This is a genomic window from Streptomyces sp. NPDC049040 (assembly GCF_043197715.1).
Taxonomy (GTDB): domain Bacteria; phylum Actinomycetota; class Actinomycetes; order Streptomycetales; family Streptomycetaceae; genus Actinacidiphila.
The window spans coordinates 756753-776610 of record NZ_JBICTO010000001.1; the positions used below are offsets into that span (position 1 = coordinate 756753).

Sequence of the window (19858 nt, forward strand, 5' to 3'; positions counted from 1 at the left end):
TATTTTCCGATGAGATGAAATTTTAGCGAGTATCGGTCCGCCCCAGGCGAAGGTCAAATGCCGGGCAACCGGACCGGGGGCCGAGGGCGTTGTAGACGTGTGGAGAGGACTTCCGGTGGGAGAAGGCGGGTTCGAGCAGTTCGTCGCGGCACGCGGCCAACGGCTGCTGCGTGTCGCATGGCTGCTCACCGGCGACGCCCACCTCGCGGAGGACCTGCTCCAGACCGTGCTGGCGAAGGTGTGGCCCAAATGGCAGCGGATCGCCGACGAGAACCCCGAGGCCTACGTGCGCCGGGCGCTGGTGCACACGCATGCCTCCTGGTGGCGCAGGCGCTGGCGAGGCGAGGTGCCGCACGGCGACCTGCCGGACCGGGCGCTCCCGCAGGACGCCTACGCCGGGGTGGACCTGGAGCAGGCGCTCGCCGCTGCGGTGCGCGCCCTGCCGCTCAGGCAGCGGGCCGTCGTCGTCCTGCGGTATTTCGAGGACCTGAGCGTGACCGAGACCGCGGAGGCGCTGGGGTGTTCGGAGGGAACGGTGAAAAGCCAGGCGGCGAAGGCGCTGCGGACCCTGCGCGGGCGGCTGCCGTCCGCGGTCACCACGGACGGCGGTGACCCCCGTGACTGAACGGCCGGACGCAGAGGAGGAGCTGCGCATCCTGCTGGAGCGGGCGGTGCCCCAGCCGCCCGCCCCGCCGCAGCGGTTGGCGCTGGTCAAGGAGCGGGTGCGGCGGCGGCGCAGACGGCGTACGGCCGCGGTCACCGGGAGCGCGGTGCTGGCCGTGGCGGCGGCACTGGCGTCACTGCCCGGGCTGGTGCGGCCGGACGGCGGCGGTGCGCAGTCCGTCGCGGTGGCGACCAGCGGCCAGGACGAGGGGCGCCCCAGCCCCACCGCCAGCACCGTCCATGCCCCGACGCCGACCGGTACCACGAGCCCCACGCCCGCCACGGACGACGGCTTCCGCCCCGACGGGATGGACGGGCTGCGGCTGCGGCCGCCCACGGGCTGGCGGATCCTCGCGGACCCGGCCACCACCAGCGTCTTCCTGTCGACGCAGACCCTGGTGCTGCCCGAGAACGGCTGCGCGCACGCCCTCGACGGCTTCTGCACCCCGCTGGCCCGGGTACTGGCCAAGGGCGGGGTGCTGGTGATGTTCCGCCGGGAGGAGATGAAGGGCGAGGTGGACAAGCTCCAGGGTCTCGAGCTGCCGCTCGCCGACGAGGACCCCTACCAGTCCTGCCGCACGATCAACGGCACCCGGCAGATGAGCCGGACGATGGTCGGTCCCGAGAGGTCGGGCACGATGGTGTGGGCGACCGCCTGCCTGTCGCATCCCACCGCCGCCCAGCTCGACCAGGTCAGGGACCTGCTCTCGTCGGCGGACTTCGGATGACCGGCGGGGAGCCGATACCCATCGGCCGCCGGGGTGCGGTGCTCGGCATCGCCGCCGCGCTGGCGTCCGCGGTCTCGGGGTGCAAGCCCTCCGGCACCGGCGCGCGGCGTTCACGGCTGCCGGAGGAGGGCCCGCTGCGCCCGGTCCCGGCCGGCGAGGCGGCGGCGACCGGGCGCGTGGGGCCCGAGACTACGCGGCGGCGTCCGGATCGCCGCCGAAACGGTCGACGTACGAGGCCAGCTCGTCGTCGGTGATCTTCGCGAAGAGCACCGGCGGCACCGTGAAGGGTGTGCCCGCGGGGACCGCGTCGAGCGAGCGGGCCTGCTCGGGGGTGACCCAGCGCGCGTCGTCCGAGGGCAGCGCGAAGGCGGCGCGCATCGCGGCGGCCGAGGACGGGATGAACGGCTCGGACACCACCGCGTAGAGGTGGATGAGGTTCATCGCGGTGCGCAGGGTGAGGGCGGCGCCGTCCTGATCGGTCTTGATCTCCATCCAGGGGGCCTTCTCCTCCAGGTAGGAGTTGCCCGCGCTCCACAGCGCCCGCAGCGACTGGGCCGCCTTGCGGAACTGCAGCCGCTCCATGTGGCCCTCGTACTCGGCGAGCAGCCCGGCGATCTGCTCGCCGAGCCGGGCCTCCGCGTCGCCCGGTGCCGCGCCGGCCGGCACGTCGTCGCCGAAGCGCTTGCGGGAGAAGGACAGCACCCGGTTGACGAAATTGCCGAGGGTGTCGGCGAGGTCCTTGTTGACGCCGGCCGCGAACAGCTCCCAGGTGAAGGAGGTGTCGTCGGACTCGGGCGCGTTGGCCATCAGGAAATAGCGCCAGTAGTCCGCGGGCAGCGTGTCGAGCGCGGCGTCCGTGAACACACCGCGGCGCTGGGAGGTGGAGAACTTCCCGCCGTAGTAGTTCAGCCAGTTGAAGGCCTTGACGAAGTCGACCTTCTTCCACGGGTCGCGGGTGCCCAGCTGGGTGGCGGGGAACATCACGGTGTGGAAGGGCACGTTGTCCTTGGCCATGAACTGCGTGTAGCGGACGGTGCTCTCGGCCTCGTACCACCACGACTGCCAGTCGCGCGACTCGCCCGCGGGCGCCGCGTCGGACCACTCCTTGGTGGAACCGATGTACTCGATCGGCGCGTCGAACCAGACGTAGAAGACCTTCCCCTCGGCTGCCAGCTCCGGCCAGGTGTCGGCGGGCACCGGCACACCCCAGTCGAGGTCCCGGGTGATGGCCCGGTCGTGCAGGCCTTCTGTGAGCCACTTGCGGGCGATCGAGGAAGCCAGGGTCGGCCAGTCGGCGCTGTTCGCGTCGAGCCAGGCCTCGACCTCGGCGGCCAGCTTCGACTGGAGGAGGAAGAGGTGCTTGGTCTCCCTGACCTCCAGCGCGCTGCTTCCGCTGATCGCCGAGCGCGGTTCGATCAGGTCGGTGGGGTCGAGCACCCGGGTGCAGTTCTCGCACTGGTCGCCGCGCGCCTTGTCGTAGCCGCAGTGCGGGCAGGTGCCGACGATGTAGCGGTCGGGCAGGAAGCGCTCGTCGGTCAGCGAGTAGACCTGGCGGATGGCGCGTTCCTCGATGAAGCCGTTCTCGTTCAGCCGGCGGGCGAAGCGCTGGGTGATGTCGACGTTCTGCGCGGAGGAACTGCGGCCGAAGTAGTCGAAGGACAGAGCGAATCCGTCGTAGATGGCCTTCTGGTCGTCGTGCGCGCGGGCGCAGAACACGTCGACCGGAAGCCCGGCCTCCTTTGCCGCGAGTTCCGCGGGGGTGCCGTGTTCGTCGGTGGCGCAGATGTAGAGGACGTCGTGTCCGCGCTGCCGCAGATAGCGGGCGTAGACGTCCGCGGGGAGCATGGACCCCACCATGTTGCCCAGGTGCTTGATCCCGTTGATATAGGGCAGGGCGGAGGTGATGAGGTGACGAGCCATTGCAGGCTGCTCCCAATTCGTAGCGCGGAGTGAGGAATTCATCTACGGACCGTCAATCGTATCGGACCGTAGCCGGGTAACCGTCGCCGCATTCACATTCCGGTCAGGTTCAGGTCAGAGCGGTCACCAGCATCACACCCCGTGACTGCACGTGCACTTGCACGTGCACATGCACGTGCTCGCGCCACGAGTTATCATCTCCTGTACCACACGGCACTTTTGGGGAGTGGCAGATGCGCCGGACGCACAATGGAATGGCCGCAGAAGACCTTGCGGGCGTGTTCTGGCAGAAGAGCAGGCACAGCAATGCCAATGGCACATGTGTGGAGTTCGCCGCGCTGCCCGACGGGGACGTCGCCGTACGCAATTCGCGCTTTCCGGACGGTCCCGCGCTGATTTACACCAGAGCCGAGATCGAATCGATGATCATCGGTGTGAAGGCGGGCGAGTTCGACCACCTGATGCCGGGGCCCTGAGGCCCCGGGCACCACGTACTACCTGCGCTGGCCGGCCGCGGGCGCGACCAGGAACAGCGCCCAGACGACCTTCCCCGTACCGCTCAGCGGGTGCCATCCCCAGTTCTCGCTGAAGGAGTCCACCAGGTGCAGCCCGCGGCCGGTCTCGGCCACGAAGTCGGGGTCCTTGGTGACCGGCGCCACCGTGCTGGGATCACGCACGGCGCAGACCACCCGGCTGGTCCAGCGCACCAGGCTCAGCCGCACCGGCACGCCGGGAGTGCCGACCGGCACCGCATAGCGCAGCGCGTTCGTCACGAGTTCCGACGCGACCAGTTCCATGGAGTCGAGCAGGGCGGACAGATCCCAGCGCTGGAGTGTCGAGCGGGTGAAGTGGCGCGCCTCGCGCACCGACTCGAGGGCGGCGGGCAGTTCGCACGTGGCGCCGTGACCCGCGGCAAGTCGCTCGGGCGCGAGCACGCCTTGCCATAACGGGTCCAGCACAGGTGCGGCCTCTGCCTTCATGCGTGCCCCCGGAGTATCTGCACGGTCCCCATGCTCGGGGATCGGCACCCGGGGATGCAAGGGCGTCTGCACGTGCATCTGCAAGGAATTGATGCACGTGACGATCCAGAGTGACGGGACGGGTACTGCCCGCAAGGCATTAGTGGCAGACTGCTGATGAACCAAGGGCGGAGCGTGACCTATGAGCGCAGGGCAGCCGGGAGGCGGGTCCATCGTGCGACGAATGCTGCTCGGAGCGCAGCTGCGGAGGCTGCGCGAGTCGCGGGGGATCAGCAGGGAGGACGCCGGGTACTCCATCCGGGCGTCGGAATCGAAGATCAGCCGCATGGAGCTGGGAAGAGTCAGCTTCAAGGAGCGGGATGTCGCCGATCTGCTGACGCTGTACGGCGTCACCGAGGAGGGTGAGCGGCTCGCCATGCTCGGACTCGTGAGAGAGGCCAACGCGGCCGGCTGGTGGCACGGATACGGCGAGGTGATGCCGACCTGGTTCCAGACCTACGTCGGCCTCGAGGAGTCCGCCGCTCTGATCCGCACCTTCGAGGTGCAGTTCGTGCACGGCCTGCTGCAGACGGAGGACTACATAAGGCAGGTGATCCGGCTCGGTCATCCCGAAGGAGCCGACGCCTGGGTGGAAAGACGAGTCGGTCTACGCCTGGAACGGCAGAAGCTGCTCGTCTCGGAGCGGGCACCGCACTTCGTCGCCGTGATGGACGAGGGCGCGCTGCGCCGCCCGTTCGGCAGCCGGCAGGTCATGCGGGACCAGATCCAGCACGTCCTGGAGGCCGCGGAGGCGCCCAACGTGGACGTGCGCGTCCTGCCCTTCGCCACCGGCGGTCACGCGGCGGGCGGCGGCGCCTTCACACTGCTGAGCTTCCCCGAGTCCGACCTGCCGGACCTGGTGTATCTGGAGCAGCTGACCGGCGCCCTCTACATCGACAAGCACGACGAGGTCGTCGAGTACGACAAGGCGATGAACGCGCTGGGCCGGCTCGCGCTCAGCACCGCCGACTCCCTCGACTGGCTGAACACCTTCAAGCGGGAGTTGTGACCTTACGCGCGCATTTTCCCGGCCTTCACCCCTCCGGGTGAATATCGGCATGTTTTCCCCCCGGCAGTCTCCCCGGCGGCACCGCGACGCCGATACGGTTACGCAGGTCACGCCAGGGGGACGGGGGACGCGGGTGCACGAGGGGGTCAACGGGGACGGCGGTGGCGACGGCGAGGACAGGCCGGAGTTCGTCCACCGGCTCGGCGAGGTGGTTCCGCCGCCCACGCCCTACGCCCGCACGTACCGGATCCGGCAGATCGTCGTCATCGAGCTGGCCGGCGAGATCGACCTCGGCAGCGCGCACGGCATCCACCCGCACCTGGACGCGGCCGCGCTCTGGCCGCCGCCGCTGACGGTGGTCTTCGACCTCGGGCCGCTCGAATTCATCGACTGCTACGGCCTCGCGCTGCTGCTGCGCGCCCGCCGCCGGGTGATCGAGCGCGGCGGCAGGACCGCGATGGCGTGCGCCCACCCGCAGACCCGCAAACTGCTGGCGATGACCGGCCTCGACGGGGTCTTCCGCCCGGTGCTCACGCTCGAAGAAGCGCTGCGCGACTGAGTTCCTTTCCCGGCCCACCGCCGGAATGCGTCACTCCATGCTGCCTTTACGTCACCCAAATGTTGACGCCGTACAGTGTCTGGCTGGACAAACGTCCTTCCCCGGCGCCGATGTGACCGGCGTCATACGGCCCGGCCGGGGCAACTGATAAACGTTGGGGCTTCGTCGTGATGTATGCGGGTGCCACCGGACCGAAGGTGTAAGGGAATGGGCGTTCGTGGGCGCAAGCCGGAACGTAGACAGGGCCGCGGGATACGCAAGCACAACCGCAAACGGTGGATCATCGCGATCGTGGTCTCGTTCGTGGTGCTGCTCGTCGGCGGCGCCGGGGCCATCTACCTCAAACTGAACGCGAACATCGCGACCTTCGACTCCGCGGGACTGAGCAAGGACCGGCCGGCGGCCGCCCAGGCCGACGCCAACGGTGACAAGGCCGTCAATGTGCTGCTGATCGGCTCCGACACCCGCTCCGGCGAGAACGGCAAGCTCGGCGGCTCCAAGTCGGGGCCCATAGGCCGCTCCGACACCACGATCCTGCTGCACGTCTACCCCGACCACAAACACGCGGTGGGCATATCCATACCCCGCGACTCGCTCGTCGACATACCCCCCTGCCTGCTGCCGGACGGCAAGTGGTCCAAGGACCAGCCGAGCGCGATGTTCAACTCCGCCTACTCCATGGGCAACACGGAGAAGGGCAACCCGGCCTGCACCCAGAACACCGTCGAGAAGCTCTCGGGCATGCGGGTGGACCACACCATGGTGGTCGACTTCGCGGGCTTCGCGTCCATGACCTCCGCCGTGCACGGCGTCGACGTCTGCGTCCCGAACGACATCTACCAGGGCGACATGAACCCCAACCTCGGCCACAAGGGCAAGGTCGTCCTGCACGCCGGGATGCAGAACCTGCAAGGCCAGCAGGCGCTGGACTACGTCCGGGTCAGGCACGGTGTCGGCGACAACTCCGACGTCGGCCGCATGCTGCGGCAGCAGGCCTTCCTGTCCGCGCTGATCAGCAAGGTCAAGGGCCAGGGCATGAACCCCACGACGCTGCTGCCCCTGGCCAACGCCGCGACCAAGTCGCTGACCGTCGACCCGGGCCTGGGCAGCGCCGTGAAGCTGATGAACTTCGGGCTCTCGCTCAAGGGCATCGACCTCAAGAACATCCAGTTCATCACCGCGCCCTGGAAGTACGCGGGCTCCCGGATAGACCTCGTCCACCCCGACGTGGACAACCTCTTCGCAGAGCTGCGCGCCGACCGCACCCTGTCGGGCGTCAACGCCTCGGGGAAGAAGCCCGCCGCCACCCCGACCCCCAGCGCCAGGATCGACGGCACCGGGATCATGGTCTCCGTCTACAACGGCACCCTCAAGGGCGGGCTCGCCGGCAAGGCCGGCGACATCCTCAAGGCCGACGGCTTCAACGTCATGAACGAGACGAACGCCAAGACGCACGACCACGCGGTCACCCGGATCGAGTACGGCACATCGGCAGGCGCCAAGACGCAGGCCGACACGGTCGCGAAGCTCTTCCCCGGCGCGCAGCTGGTCCAGCTCGACACCACCGGCGTCAACGTCGTCCTGGGCCAGGACTTCGCCGACGCCGCGGCGAAGGGCACCACGGCGTCCGCGACGCCGACCCCGCTGCCCACAGACCTGAGCAAGCAGGCCAGGAGCGCGGACGCGAACCCGTGCTCCAAGCTCTCCTACGGATGACGGCGCCGGTACGGGCCACGGGGCCCGTACCGCATGGCGCAGCGGGGCGGGGGGGGGCCCCCCCGGGGGGGGGCCGCGGGGGGGCCCCCCCCCGGGGGGCCCCCCCCGCCGCGCTGTCCTGGGGGCCGCCGCCCGCGGCCTCAGCTCGCCGAGGGCGTGGGGCGCTGCGGCAGGAGCGCCTTGCAGGTGTTGTAGGCCGCAGCCGTCTTCGGGTCCGAGGTGTTCAGACCGCTGCCGAACATGCCGCCGCGGGAGCGTCCCGTGGCGCCGGGGGACGGGGTCGCCAGGGTCACCCCGTGGTCCTTGAGGCAGCTGGTGAACGCCTGGTACGCACTGCTGTCGCCGCCGCCCGCGCCCTGGCCGCCGCGGCCGTTGAACTGCGGCCGCAGCGAAGCGCACGCCTGCATCGCCTTCTGCGTCGCCGGATCGGCGGAAGCGCCGTTCGCACCGCCGCCGAAGCCCGGGAAGCCGCGCCCCCCGCCGCCGCTCGGGCGGCCCGAGGGGCGACCCGAGGGCCGGTCCGACGGGTTTCCGGTACGGGGCGCGAAGCTCGGCAGCTTCACACCGTGCTGCGACAGGCAGTCGCGGAACGCCTCCATCGACCCCGAGGCCGACGCGGACGCTGCCACCGGGGCCGAGCCCGAGGGCTTCGCCGCGGCGGACCCTGAGGCCCCCGAGGAGCACGCTGCCAGCAGGAGTCCCGCCGAGGCGAGGACGGCGACGGACGCGCCGGCCCGCTGTGCGGTGGTGGGGGTCCAGGTCATGGCCGGGTCTCCTCGGAAAGGGTGGGTCGAAGCGGGCGGCCGCCCTGCGCGTGCGCGCGGGGATGACGGGGCCGACGCAGGGCGGCAGCCCATGACTGAACCGCACCCAGGTAGGCGCAGCCCGGGGGCCGCCTGTGAGTTCCCGGGGAACAGACCGCCCACCGGCGCCCGGACCCGGCACACCCGCGCCCGTACGGCGGCCTATGTCCGGAGAAGGGCGCTTCGCGCTCCCAGCGAACTCCCGGTTTCCTCCCAGGGCTTCAAAGGAGTGGGCCGACAGGATGCGGGCCATGAAGGTGCTCCCACGGCGGCGCAGGGCCGCCCTGATCAACTCGGTGCTCGGCGTGGTCGTCCTCGCGGGCGTCGGCGGCGCCTACGCGGCCGTGCACGACGACGGCGGCAAGTCCACCGGCAGCGGCACCGCCCGGGTGGCGACCGTCACCAAGGGCACGGTGCTGGCCACCGTCTCCGGCTCCGGCACGCTCGCCTCGCCGAGCGACGCGGGGCTGAACTTCACCACGGGCGGCACGCTCACCGAGGTGGACGTCAAGCCCGGTGCCAAGGTCAAGAAGGGCCAGGTACTCGCCAAGGTCGACGCCACCGACGCGAAGGCGACGCTCCAGCAGGACGAGGCCTCGCTGACCGCGGCCGAGGCGAACCTCACCAAGGTCGAGGCGGGCGAACTGCCCGCGTCCACCGGCAGCTCCGGCACGTCCGGCGGCTCCGACCGGGGCGGCGAGCAGGCCACGCCCACCCCGTCGCCCACCCCGACCGTCGACGCGGCCCAACTCGCCCAGGCGCAAGCCCAGCTGACACAGGCGCAGAACGCCGTGGCCGCCGCCCGGCGCGGGGTCGACGGCACCACGCTCAAGGCCCCGGTGGCCGGCACGGTCGCCTCGGTGTCCGCGGCCAAGGGCGACACGGTGTCCGGCACCGCCGGCAGCGGCGGCAGCTCCGGCTCGGGCGGCAGCTCCTCGTCCTCCTCCTCCAACTCCTCTTCCTCCTCCGCCGGTTCGCTCAGCGGCTTCATCGTGCTGACCAACCCCTCCGGCATGCAGGTCACCGCGAACTTCTCCGAGGCCGACTCGCTCAAGGTCAAGGCGGGACAGGCCGCGAGCGTCACGCTCAACGCCGAATCCGGCACGGTGCTCGACGCCAAGGTGCTGTCGGTGAGCTCGCTCCCGGTGAGCAGCAACTCCGGCTCCGGGTCCGGCTCGTCCGGCAGCGCGGTGCAGTACGCCGCCACGCTCCTCATCACCAGCGACACGTCCAACCTGCGCACCGGCCTGAGCGCGAGCATCCAGGTCACCACGGGCTCCGCGAGCAACGCGCTGAGCGTGCCCACCGCGGCGGTGACCGGCACCGGCGCCAACCGCACGGTCCTGGTCGTCAACCCCGACGGGTCCACCACCCGTACCGCCGTCACCGTCGGCGTCGAGGGCGACAGCACCGATCAGGTCACCAGCGGCCTGACCGAGGGCCAGCAGGTGCAGATCCCGACGGTCGCCTCGGCCGGCAACAACGGCTTCCCGAGCGGCGCCTTCCCCGGCGGCCTCGGCGGTGGCGCCGGGCGCTTCGGTGCCGCGGGCGGCTCGGGCGGCGGCTTCCGCGGCGCCGGCGCCGGTGGTGGCCGCGGATGAGGCTCGGCCTGGGCAGGACCGGAGCCCACCGCAGGGGCGTGGCACAGGAACCCTCGCCCGACGAGGAGCCCTGGGGGCCGCCGCCGGTCATCGAGGTCCGGTCGCTGCTCAAGACGTACGGCCACGGCGACGCGACCGTACGCGCCCTCGGCGGGCCGCCGGACCCGGCGACCGGCGAGTCGCCCGGCGTCGACCTGCTGGTCGAACAGGGCGACATGATCGCGGTGATGGGCTCCTCCGGGTCCGGCAAGTCCACCCTGATGAACATCCTCGGCTGCCTCGACATCCCGACCTCCGGCCGCTACCTGCTCGACGGCATCGACGTCGGCGGCCTCGACGAGCACCAGCTCTCGCTCGTACGCAACCGCAAGATCGGCTTCGTCTTCCAGTCGTTCAACCTGGTGCCGCGCACCCCCGCGCTGGCCCAGGTCGAACTGCCGCTGGCCTACGCGGGTGTGAAGACCGCGGAGCGCAGGCGGCGCGCGCTGGCGGCGCTCGACCTGGTCGGCCTCGCCGACCGCGTCGACCACCGGCCCAACGAGCTGTCCGGCGGACAGCAGCAGCGGGTCGCGGTCGCCAGGGCACTGGTCACCGCGCCCGCGATGCTGCTCGCCGACGAGCCGACCGGCAACCTGGACAGCCACAGCACGGAGGAAGTGCTCTCGATCGTGGACCGGCTCAACGCTTCGGGGCGCACCGTCGTCCTGATCACCCACGAGGACGAGGTCGCCAGGCACGCCAAGCGGGTCATCCGGCTGGTCGACGGGCAGGTGGTCAGCGACCTGCGGCAGGCGCCGGTCGACGGCCCGCCGCCCGCGCTGCGCGACCCCGGGGTCTTCGCCGCGCACTCACCGCAGGCGCTCACCAGGGCCGGGGGTGCGTCCCGGTGAACCCCTTCGAGACACTGCGCTTCGCGGTCGGCGGCCTGGCCGCCAACAAGGTCCGCTCCGCGCTCACCATGCTGGGCGTGCTGATCGGCGTGGCCGCCGTCATCATCCTGCTCGCGGTCGGCAACGGCTCCTCGCAGTCGGTCAAGGACTCCATCGAGAAGCTGGGCACCAACTCGCTCACCATCTCCTCGGGGACCGGCTTCGGCGGTGGCCGCGCGTCGAGTTCGAGCAGCACCAAGCCGCTGACCGTGGACGACGCCCGCGCCCTGGCCGACCCCGCGTCCGCACCCCACGTCAAGTCGGTCGCACCCGAGGTCACCACCTCGCAGACCGCGATCTACCAGGGCACCTCGCACACCGTCAGCCAGGTCGTCGGCACCTACCCGGCGTACTTCGAGGCCTCCAACAGCAAGGTGGACAAGGGCGACTACTTCTCCGCCGACGACGTGCTCAACTCCCGCAAGGTCGCGGTGATCGGCTCGACCACCGCCGCCGACCTCTTCGGGACGGCCGCCCCCGTCGGCAAGAAGGTCGTCATCGGCGGCACCCCCTTCACCGTGGTCGGCGTGCTGGCCACCAAGGGCGGCACCGGCTTCCAGGACCCGGACGACACGGTGATCGCGCCGCTGCCGACCGTGCAGAACGCCTTCACCGGCTTCGGCCCGGTCAGCCAGATCCTGGTCGAGGCCACCTCGGCGGGCGCCACCACACCGGCGCAGAACGAGATCACCACCGTGCTGATGGGCACGCACGGCCTCAAGGACGCCACCTCGCTCGACTTCCAGGTCAGCAGCCAGCAGTCGCTGCTGAGCACCCAGTCGGACACCAACAAGACCTTCACGGTGCTGCTCGGCGCGGTCGCCGCGATCTCGCTGCTGGTCGGCGGCATCGGCATCACCAACATCATGCTGGTGACGGTCACCGAGCGGACCCGGGAGATCGGCATCCGCAAGGCGATCGGCGCGCCCAAGGGCGTCATCCTCGGGCAGTTCCTGGCCGAGTCGACGCTGCTGTCGCTGATCGGCGGCGGCCTCGGGGTCGTCGCGGGACTGATCGGCTCGCACTTCAGGATCGTCGGCATCAAACCGGTGGTCATACCGGCGTCCGTGTGGGGCGCCTTCGCCATCGCCGTGGCCATCGGACTGTTCTTCGGCAGCTACCCGGCGAACCGGGCGGCGAGCCTGCGGCCCATCGAGGCCCTGCGGCACGAGTGACTTCGCACAGCTTTCAGACAAGAGGAGAAGCCGAGATGGCGCGACGCCGTTCCGAGCTGGTCAGGGCGGACGACACCGGCACGGACCTGCTGCCGCTCGTCCCAGAAGAGGGCGGCGGGATCGAGATCCGCCGCGGATCCGAGGTGATCGAGGGCCGCGGCGGGCTGCCGGGACCGCGTCCGGAGGACGTGCTCGCGGAGCCGCCGGACGCCCGCGACATCTCCGCCGAGCTGGCGGCGCCGCCGCGCCGCAGACTGCCGTGGCTGACGCTGCTGCTGTCCGCGGGCGTCGTCGCGGCGGCCGCCTTCGCCGGCGGCGCGCTGGTCGAGAAGCACCACCTGAACGGCGCGGCGACGTCCGGCAACCCCTTCGCCGGGGCGGCCTCCGGCCGCGGCGCCGCAGGCGGCACCGGGACGGGCCGCTTCGGCGGCGGCGCGGCGGCGGGGACCGGGTCGGGCGCCGGCGCCGCGGCCGGGCTGACCTCGGGCACCGTCAAGCTCGTCGACGGCAGCACGATCTACGTCACCGACGCCCAGGGCGACATCGTCAAGGTCACCACCGGCGGCTCCACCAAGGTCACCGAGACCAAGGACGGCAAGGTCTCCGATCTCAAGCCGGGCCAGACGGTGACCGTACGCGGCAGCAAGGCCGCGTCCGGCGACATCGCGGCCACCACCGTGACCGAGGGCGCCACCCTGCCGACCGGCTTCGGCGGCGGCTTCGGCGCGGGTTTCGGCGCGGGTTTCGGCGCGGCCGGTGGCGCAGGCGGGGCCGGTTCCGGCGCCGCCGGGGGGAACTGACCCCTCCGCTCACAGCTCCGAGGCGTACGGTGCCGGGCGACAGCGCGTCGCGGCACCGTACGACCGCACTACCGGGCCAGGAGGCCGCCGGATGGACACGCCCGAGGCCAGCCTGCTCGTGGTCGACGACGAACCGAACATCAGGGAACTGCTGTCCGCGTCGCTGCGCTTCGTCGGCTTCAAGGTCGTCTCCGCCGCGACCGGCGCCGACGCGCTGGCCGCGGTCGCCCGCGAGCGCCCCGACCTGGTCGTGCTCGACGTGATGCTGCCCGACATGAACGGTTTCGCCGTGGTCAGGCGGCTGCGCGAGGAAGCCGCTCCGCACGGCCGCGCCGGCGCCGACGACCGCCTCCCGGTGCTCTTCCTCACCGCCAAGGACGGCGTCGAGGACAAGATCAGCGGCCTGACGGCGGGCGGGGACGACTACGTCACCAAGCCCTTCAGCCTCGAGGAGCTGATCGCCCGCATCCGGGCGATCCTGCGCCGCACCGGCGGCGGCAGCGACGACGGGCGGCTCGTCGCAGGCGACCTGGAACTGGACACCGTCGGCCACCAGGTGCTGCGCGCCGGGCGGCCGGTCTCGCTGTCGCCCACCGAGTTCAAGCTGCTCGCCTACCTGATGGCCAACGCCGACCGGGTGGTCTCCAAGCTCCAGATCCTCGACCACGTGTGGGCCTACGACTTCGGCGGCGACCTGAGCATCGTCGAGTCCTACATCTCCTACGTGCGGCGCAAGGTCGACTCGGGCGCGGACGGGGCCGTGAAGCTCATCCACACGGTGCGCGGGGTCGGCTACGTGCTGCGCCGCCCGGTGCAGGCCCAGCACTGACATGGCCTCCCCGCGCCTCCGCCGCCTCCCGCGGCCGCGGGCCCTGAAACCCGGGGCCCCGCAAGCCGTGCGCCGGTCCGTACGGTCGCTGCGGTCGCTGCGCCCGGCGGCGCTCTCGCTGCGGGCGCGGCTGGTGCTGCTGTCACTGGTGCTGGTGCTGCTGGGCCTCGCGGTCAGCGACACCGTCGTGCTGGGCTCCGTACGCAGCCAGCTGGTGCAGCGCGTCGACCAGCAGCTCCAGCGCTACGGCGGCCCGCTCGCGCAGCGGCTCGGCACCGAGGGGATCCCGGCGCCCCGCAACGTAAGGCCGGACACCATGCGGCCGTGGCTGCCCAGCCAGTTCGTGGTGGCCTTCGCCGCCGCCGACGGGCAGGTCTCCGACCAGTTCCGGCTGCCGGTCGCCGCCGGTGACCCGCGCCCGCTGTGGCCCACGATGGACGCTGCCGCGCTCGCCGCCCACCTGAACACCCCCTTCGACGTGGCCAGCGACCACGGCGGCGGCCGCTGGCGGGTGCTGATCGTGCCGGTGAGCGCGGCCTCCGCCCACCGGTCGCTGCCCGCGGGTGTGGCCGTGGCCGCTTCCCTCGACGAGGTGTCCTCCACCACCGACCGGCTGAGCAACGCCTTCCTGCTGATCGGCGGGGTGGTCGTGGCACTGCTCGGCGTCGCGGGCTGGTTCGCGGTACGCGCAGGACTGCGCCCGCTGCGGCAGATCGAGGCCACCGCGGTGGAGATCGCCGCCGGCCGCCCGCTGTCGCACCGGATGCCCGCCGCCTCGCCGCGCACCGAGGCCGGCCGGCTCTCCCTCGCGCTCAACGGCATGCTCGCCCAGATCGAGTCGGCCTTCGCCGCCCGCGCCGAATCCGAGGAGCAGATGCGGCGCTTCGTCGCCGACGCCAGCCACGAGCTGCGCACCCCGCTGGCCGGCATCCGCGGCTTCGCCGAGCTCCACCGGATGGGCGCCCTGCCCGACGAGGCCGACGTCAAGCGCACCATGGCGCGTATCGAGAGCGAGGCCGTACGCCTCGGCGGACTGGTCGAGGACCTGCTCACCCTGGTCCGCACCGAGGAGCTGCGCCCGGTCCAGCCCGCCCCGATGGACCTGCGCACCCTCGCGGTGGACGCCCTGCACGACACCACCGCCCTCGACCCGACCCGCGAGGTCACCCTCACAGGACCCGGCTCGGGACCGCCCGCGCCCGCTCCCGTGCTGGGTGACGAGGCCCGGCTGCGCCAGGTCGTCGCGAACCTGGTCGGCAATGCCGTCGCCCACACCCCGCCCGGCACCCCGGTGCGTATCGGCGTGGGCACCCGCGACGGCCACGGCGTCCTCGAAGTCGCCGACAGCGGGCCCGGCCTCACCCCCGCGCAGGCCGCCCGGGTCTTCGAGCGCTTCTACCGCACGGACGCCTCCCGCACCCGCGCCACCGGCGGCGCCGGGCTCGGCCTGTCCATCGCCGCGGCCCTGATCACCGCGCACGGCGGGCACGTCGAACTCGACACCTCCCCCGGCCGCGGCGCCACCTTCCGCATCAGCCTCCCCTCGGCGTGAGGGGCCCTCAGCGGGGAGCGATGGTGCCGTCCGCAGCGCTGTCCGCGCCGATCTCGCCGAGTACGTGGGTGGCGATCGCCGCCATCCGCGGGTTCGCGGTGCGGTAGCCGCGCAGCTCGGCGAGGGCGATGGACAGCGCCCAGCCGCGCCCCCGCGCCCAGGCCGCGTCGTCGGCGCCGACCGCGGCACGGAAGACCGGGCGGGCCGCGGCGGGCAGCACGTACCAGGCCGGTATCAGGTCGACGGCCGGGTCGCCCGCGCCCAGGCAGCCGAAGTCGATGACGCCGGTCAGCCGGTCGCCGCCGAGCAGCAGGTTGCCCGGCTGGAGGTCGGAGTGCAGCCACACCGGTTCGACGTCCTGCCGCGCGGCGTCCAGGGCCGCCGACCACACCGCGTCGGCCACTGACGGCTCCAGCACGTCCCGCAGCTCCGCGGCCGCCTCCCGGGTCTCCGCGTCCCTCGCGGCCAGCGGCTCGGCGCGGTGCGCCGGAGGCGCGCCCGCCGGGTCGAGGCCGCGCAGCGCGGTGACGAAGGCGGCCAGCTCCCGGGCGACGCCCGCCGGCTCCCGCAACTCCCCTGGCACCGGCGGCACCCCGTCCAGCCAGCTGTGCACCGCCCACGTCCACGGAAACCCCTCCCCCGGCTCACCCTGCGCCCGCACCTCCGGCACCGCCAGCGGCGACACCTCCGCGAGCCGCGGCAGCCAGCGCCGCTCCTTCGCCACATCCCGAGCCGCGCCCTCCCCCAGCGGCAGCCGCACCGCGAGGTCGCTGCCGAGCCGGTAGACCGCGTTGGCGGTCCCCGCGCCGCCGACCGCCTCGACCGGCAGCCCGCGCCAGCGCGGAAACTGGGCGGCGACCAGTCGCCGTACCAGGTCTGGGGATGTACGTGGTGCGTTCACCGCACCAGTCTCCTCCTCGGCCCGGCCGCCCCGATCAGGCCCCGGCACCCAGCAGTGCGGTCGGGGCCGCCTTGCGGGGCGGGGGGATCCGGCGTTCCAGCGCGACGACGACCGCGGCGTGGAAGCGGTCCACCGCCTCGTCCACGCTGCGGATGAACCCGGTCTCCGCGCTGCCGCGCGTGCTGCCCATCCCCTTGAACAGCGAGAGCCGGAAGCCGGTGATCCGGGCACCGTCGCGCGGCAGCAGATCGGCGGGCTCCGGCCGCAGCCGCTCCAGAGTGCCGCGCGGGCCGCTGCCCTGGCCGTCCGTCAACGTCTCCACATGGATGTCGGCCGGGGCGTCTGCGAGCTGGCGTACCAGCCGCTTCACCCAGGTCAGCGGCTGACCCTGCTCCGGTGCCTGCACCTCGATGGACGTGCGCAGCCTCCCCGTGCGCAGGTCCGCGGTCAGCGCGAGCACGCCGGGCACGTCCTGGATGCGCAGCTCCGCCTGCAACAGGCCCTCGCGGCACAGCCGGTCGGCCTGCGCCACCCGGCGCGACCGCGGATCGGCGCCGCGCCTCGCCCGCTGCACCGGCAGGACCTTCTGGCCCAGCTCACCGCCGAGCCGCAGGCACACCTGGCGGATGAGCCGCTCCCAGCTGGCCACCACCTCGACGGCGCGCGGGTCGCCCTCGCAGAGCGTCTCCTCGTCGATGCCCTTGCGCACCGGCACCCACGCGGGGCCCATGTTCTGGAAGCCGTGGCAGCCGGAGTTGTCGTGCTGGAGATAGCCGAGCAGCTCCTGGAGCAGCCACGCGTGCGCGGCATTCCCCACACCCTCGTGCCTGATCAGCATCTGCGCCTGGTGCGCGGCCTCCGCCCAGGACAGGTGCCACAGCGCCACTTTGTGCTTGCGGCGGCCGTCGACCCGTACATCGACCGGCGGGCTGCCCTCCAGCGCCACGTCGTTGGAGACGGTCACCACCGCCTCGTAACCGCGCCGGGCGGCGATGTCCATGTAGTCCTGCACCTGCGCGGGCCGCAGCGCGTTGCCGTTGGTCTTGGTCTCGATCAGTGCCGTCCACAACTTGCCCGCGCGCTCGACGCGGATCAGACCGTCCGGCCGCCGCGGGGTGTCCCCGTACGGCAGCGAGACCTCGGTGAAGGTCTCCATCCGCCCGGCCGGGGCGCCGAACCCGGCGGTCAGCCGGCGGCCGTACTCCGGCACCTGCGCCATCACCGCGAGCAGTACGGACGTCGCGCGCATCTCGCGCTCGCGGTCGCTCTTGAGCGAGCCGCAGGGGAAGAGCCTGGCCTGGTGCCAGGAGTCGTTCTCGGCCAGCGACTTGCGGGCAACCGCGGGCAGGGTGACCTTCTTGCGGGCGGTGCGGGTCCGCTTCGGGGCGGCCGGAGGCGCCGCCGGCGCGGGAGTGTGCGCCGCAGCCGCCGCAGGAGCCGCCTGCGCGGCCGGTTCCTGGGTTTCCGCAGCCTCTTCGGGCCCCTCGGTCTCCTCCGCGTCGTCCACGTCGATGCCGAAATCCGTGGCCAGGCCGGCGAGCCCGGTGTCGTAGCCCTGTCCGACCGCCCGGAACTTCCACCCGCCGTCGCGCCGGTAGAGCTCCCCGAAGATCACCGCCCGCATGCCGTCGAGGCCGTCGGCTGAGTAGCCCAGCAGCTCCTCCCCGTCATGGTCGGCCAGGGTGAGCCGCAGGTCCTCCAGATCCCCGAACCCGGCTCCGCCGTAACGGCTCGCCGCCAGCACGATCCGCTCGACGTCGGCCGGTGTCGCCGTCAGATCGAGCCCGATACGGTCTTCGCTGCCGTCAGCCGTGGGCGTCTTGCCCAGCAGCTGCACGCTTCCGTCGTCGGCGGCCGGGTGGTTGTAGAAGTAGAAGTCCTGCTCCCCGCGTACCTTTCCGTCCGCGCCGAGCAGGAGCACCGACACATCGGCGTCCCCGTCGCCGCTCGCGCTGCTCCACCCCAGCCGCGCGACCACCGCCCCGGCCTCACCGCTCAGCTCCGCAAGACCGACATTGCTCCCCTTGCCCATTTCGCGCATATGGCCCCCAGCTCTGACGCTCCGTCACACCACGGGTCAGAACCCTAGCCCTCCCTTGGCCCTCTTCGCGCCCATACGCCCGATGTGCCACCGTGTGTGCGGCCCGGACGGTGCGCGGCCTGCCGGCCGGGCCGCCGGGCCCCGGGCTGCTTGCGGCTTCGCGTGGGGCGGGGGCGGGTCTCAGGGCTGGCGGACGCCCAGGGTCAGCAGCAGGTTGGCGTAGGTGCGGCGGTCGCCGGTGGCGACGACCAGGGCGGTGTCGGGGCCGCGGGCGGTGTCGTAGAAGGCGAAGCGGTCGAGGGCGTCGAGGGCCGGGAGGTGGGGGAGGGCGGTGCGGAAGTCGGCGAAGACGGGGGGTTCCGGCTGGTCGGGCGGCGGGGACATCACCGTCGCGGACTCGATGGGCACCGCGTCGGCCAGGGCGGCAAGCACCTCGGTGACCAGCAGCCGGTCGGGGGCGAGGTTGAGGTAGACGCGCTCGGCGGCCGGGTTGGCGCCGGTGGTGTGCGGGTAGTGGCCGTCGCTGATCAGTATTCGGGAGCCGTGCCCCGCGGAGGCGAGGGCCGCAAGAATCGTCGGGTGGGTCAGCTGGTAGCGCAGCATGTGCGGCGGCTCCTCACGGGTCCGGGTGCGCAGACATCCGACCTCTGCGCTGTCAGTCGGAGCCTAGCAGCGGCCCGGGCGCGGATGGCGGGTGCGCCCGGACCGCCGCTTCGCGGGCCTACGGGAGGGTGAGGATCTGGTACGAGTCGCCGTACGTCTTCCAGTGCAGCGGCGGGTCGAGGTTGAGGTTGCCCGCCTGGAGGAAGGGGCGCTGCTCGGTGTCGACCCTGCTGGTGTCGTCGTGGGCGTCCTCGGTCTTCATCGCGGCCTTGCGGGCGTCGAGGAAGGCGTTGAGGTAGGTCGTCTCGTTGCCGCCCTGGGCCGGGATCTTGGCCTTCTTCATCGCGGTCTTGCGGATGCCGCCGAAACTGACCGAGTCGTCGCCGGGGCCGTGCATCACGATGGCGTCGTAGTAGATGAACTGCCCGAGGGTGCCGAGGCCGTCGGACTTGGCCTGGTTCACCGACGGGTTGAAGTACACGTCGTCGCGCTCGTCGTTCTGCGCCTGCTGGAAGACGGTGTCCTTCGCCGCGGTCTTCCAGGCGCTGACGAAGGCCGAGCCGAGGCCCGAGTGCGAGTCGCTGCCGTTCACCTGCTCCAGGGCCGGCAGGTACTTGGCCAGGGCGTTGCCGGGCTCGAGGTCGGTGTAGTGCTGGACCAGCTCCAGCATGTCGCCGGTCCCGGAGCAGAAGCCGATGATGCCAGCGGTGTAGCCGCGGCCGTCGCCGATGTCCTCGATGTACTTGTACTGCGCCTTCCAGTCGAGGGAGGAGTTCTCGGCGGAGGAGACCAGCTCCATCGCGATCTCCTTCTTGTGCGGGTCGGCGAGGCCGGTGCCGGTGGCCGCGGGGGCGGCGGCGGTGACCGGGTGCCGGGCGGCGGCCGCGTTGCCGGTGCCTGCCAGCGCGAGCGAGGCGCCGCCGCCGGCCAGGACGCCGGCCGCGGCGATCAGCGCGATCCGGCGGCTGGGGCGGCGGTGCGAGCGGGGGGTGCCGTGGGGGGACTCGTGC

At 72.1% G+C, this 19858-nt stretch carries 19 protein-coding genes; 12 read left to right on the plus strand and 7 right to left on the minus strand.

Going from position 1 to position 19858, the window contains the following annotated elements:
• The first annotated feature begins 115 nt into the window (after positions 1-115).
• Complete coding sequence (locus ACGFMP_RS03475; RefSeq protein WP_393669973.1) at positions 116-625, plus strand: SigE family RNA polymerase sigma factor; 510 nt, start codon at positions 116-118, stop codon at positions 623-625.
• Positions 618-1391 carry a hypothetical protein gene (locus ACGFMP_RS03480; protein WP_393669974.1) on the plus strand — a complete coding sequence of 258 codons (774 nt, stop codon included), beginning with the start codon at positions 618-620 and terminating at the stop codon, positions 1389-1391. The genes ACGFMP_RS03475 and ACGFMP_RS03480 overlap by 8 nt, the downstream gene beginning before the upstream one ends.
• 189 nt (positions 1392-1580) lie before the next feature.
• Here ACGFMP_RS03480 and metG read toward each other — a convergent pair whose 3' ends face one another.
• Entirely contained in the window at positions 1581-3311 is a 1731-nt protein-coding gene (metG, locus tag ACGFMP_RS03485) for a methionine--tRNA ligase (RefSeq protein ID WP_393669975.1), read from the minus strand.
• Between the two features lie 233 nt (positions 3312-3544).
• Between metG and ACGFMP_RS03490 the strand changes: the two genes are divergently transcribed.
• Complete coding sequence (locus tag ACGFMP_RS03490; RefSeq protein WP_393669977.1) at positions 3545-3787, plus strand: DUF397 domain-containing protein; 243 nt, start codon at positions 3545-3547, stop codon at positions 3785-3787.
• An 18-nt stretch (positions 3788-3805) separates the two neighbouring features.
• Here the strand turns inward: ACGFMP_RS03490 and ACGFMP_RS03495 are convergent, their stop codons facing one another.
• Positions 3806-4291, minus strand: coding sequence for an ATP-binding protein (locus tag ACGFMP_RS03495; protein ID WP_393669978.1), 486 nt, complete (start codon positions 4289-4291; stop codon positions 3806-3808).
• A 181-nt stretch (positions 4292-4472) separates the two neighbouring features.
• Here ACGFMP_RS03495 and ACGFMP_RS03500 point away from each other — a divergent pair, with 181 nt between their 5' ends.
• The 3 genes from ACGFMP_RS03500 (at position 4473) to ACGFMP_RS03510 (ending at position 7614) form a co-directional block, all read left to right on the plus strand.
• Positions 4473-5339, plus strand: coding sequence for a helix-turn-helix domain-containing protein (locus tag ACGFMP_RS03500; RefSeq protein ID WP_393669980.1), 867 nt, complete (start codon positions 4473-4475; stop codon positions 5337-5339).
• 133 nt (positions 5340-5472) lie between these two features.
• Positions 5473-5898 carry an anti-sigma factor antagonist gene (locus ACGFMP_RS03505; protein WP_393669982.1) on the plus strand — a complete coding sequence of 142 codons (426 nt, stop codon included), beginning with the start codon at positions 5473-5475 and terminating at the stop codon, positions 5896-5898.
• Between the two features lie 207 nt (positions 5899-6105).
• Positions 6106-7614, plus strand: a complete 1509-nt coding sequence (locus tag ACGFMP_RS03510; RefSeq protein ID WP_393669983.1) for an LCP family protein — start codon at positions 6106-6108, stop codon at positions 7612-7614.
• A gap of 140 nt (positions 7615-7754) precedes the next feature.
• Here the strand turns inward: ACGFMP_RS03510 and ACGFMP_RS03515 are convergent, their stop codons facing one another.
• A complete protein-coding gene (locus ACGFMP_RS03515; RefSeq protein ID WP_393669985.1) occupies positions 7755-8378 on the minus strand; it encodes a hypothetical protein in 624 nt (207 codons plus the stop codon).
• A gap of 290 nt (positions 8379-8668) precedes the next feature.
• Here ACGFMP_RS03515 and ACGFMP_RS03520 point away from each other — a divergent pair, with 290 nt between their 5' ends.
• From ACGFMP_RS03520 to ACGFMP_RS03545, 6 genes are all read left to right on the plus strand, one after another.
• Positions 8669-10018: an efflux RND transporter periplasmic adaptor subunit gene (locus ACGFMP_RS03520; protein ID WP_393669986.1), complete on the plus strand. Its 1350-nt coding sequence runs from the start codon at positions 8669-8671 to the stop codon at positions 10016-10018.
• A complete protein-coding gene (locus tag ACGFMP_RS03525) occupies positions 10015-10908 on the plus strand; it encodes an ABC transporter ATP-binding protein (RefSeq protein ID WP_393669987.1) in 894 nt (297 codons plus the stop codon). The genes ACGFMP_RS03520 and ACGFMP_RS03525 overlap by 4 nt, the downstream gene beginning before the upstream one ends.
• Positions 10905-12122, plus strand: coding sequence for an ABC transporter permease (locus tag ACGFMP_RS03530; RefSeq protein ID WP_393669988.1), 1218 nt, complete (start codon positions 10905-10907; stop codon positions 12120-12122). The genes ACGFMP_RS03525 and ACGFMP_RS03530 overlap by 4 nt, the downstream gene beginning before the upstream one ends.
• Positions 12123-12157: 35 nt before the next feature.
• A complete protein-coding gene (locus ACGFMP_RS03535) occupies positions 12158-12922 on the plus strand; it encodes a hypothetical protein (RefSeq protein WP_393669990.1) in 765 nt (254 codons plus the stop codon).
• A gap of 91 nt (positions 12923-13013) precedes the next feature.
• Positions 13014-13751 (plus strand): response regulator transcription factor, encoded by a 738-nt coding sequence (locus ACGFMP_RS03540; RefSeq protein ID WP_393669991.1) that lies wholly within the window; start codon positions 13014-13016, stop codon positions 13749-13751.
• 67 nt (positions 13752-13818) lie between these two features.
• Positions 13819-15303, plus strand: coding sequence for a sensor histidine kinase (locus tag ACGFMP_RS03545; RefSeq protein WP_393669993.1), 1485 nt, complete (start codon positions 13819-13821; stop codon positions 15301-15303).
• 7 nt (positions 15304-15310) lie between these two features.
• Here ACGFMP_RS03545 and ACGFMP_RS03550 read toward each other — a convergent pair whose 3' ends face one another.
• From ACGFMP_RS03550 to ACGFMP_RS03565, 4 genes are all read right to left on the minus strand, one after another.
• A complete protein-coding gene (locus tag ACGFMP_RS03550) occupies positions 15311-16204 on the minus strand; it encodes an aminoglycoside phosphotransferase family protein (RefSeq protein ID WP_393669994.1) in 894 nt (297 codons plus the stop codon).
• A gap of 34 nt (positions 16205-16238) precedes the next feature.
• On the minus strand, positions 16239-18236 hold the full coding sequence (locus tag ACGFMP_RS03555; protein WP_393670321.1) for a TerD family protein: 1998 nt from the start codon (positions 18234-18236) through the stop codon (positions 16239-16241).
• Positions 18237-18425: 189 nt separating this feature from the next.
• Positions 18426-18848, minus strand: a complete 423-nt coding sequence (locus tag ACGFMP_RS03560; protein WP_393669995.1) for an RbsD/FucU domain-containing protein — start codon at positions 18846-18848, stop codon at positions 18426-18428.
• Positions 18849-18966: 118 nt separating this feature from the next.
• Complete coding sequence (locus tag ACGFMP_RS03565; protein ID WP_393670323.1) at positions 18967-19806, minus strand: chitosanase; 840 nt, start codon at positions 19804-19806, stop codon at positions 18967-18969.
• Positions 19807-19858 lie beyond the last annotated feature (52 nt).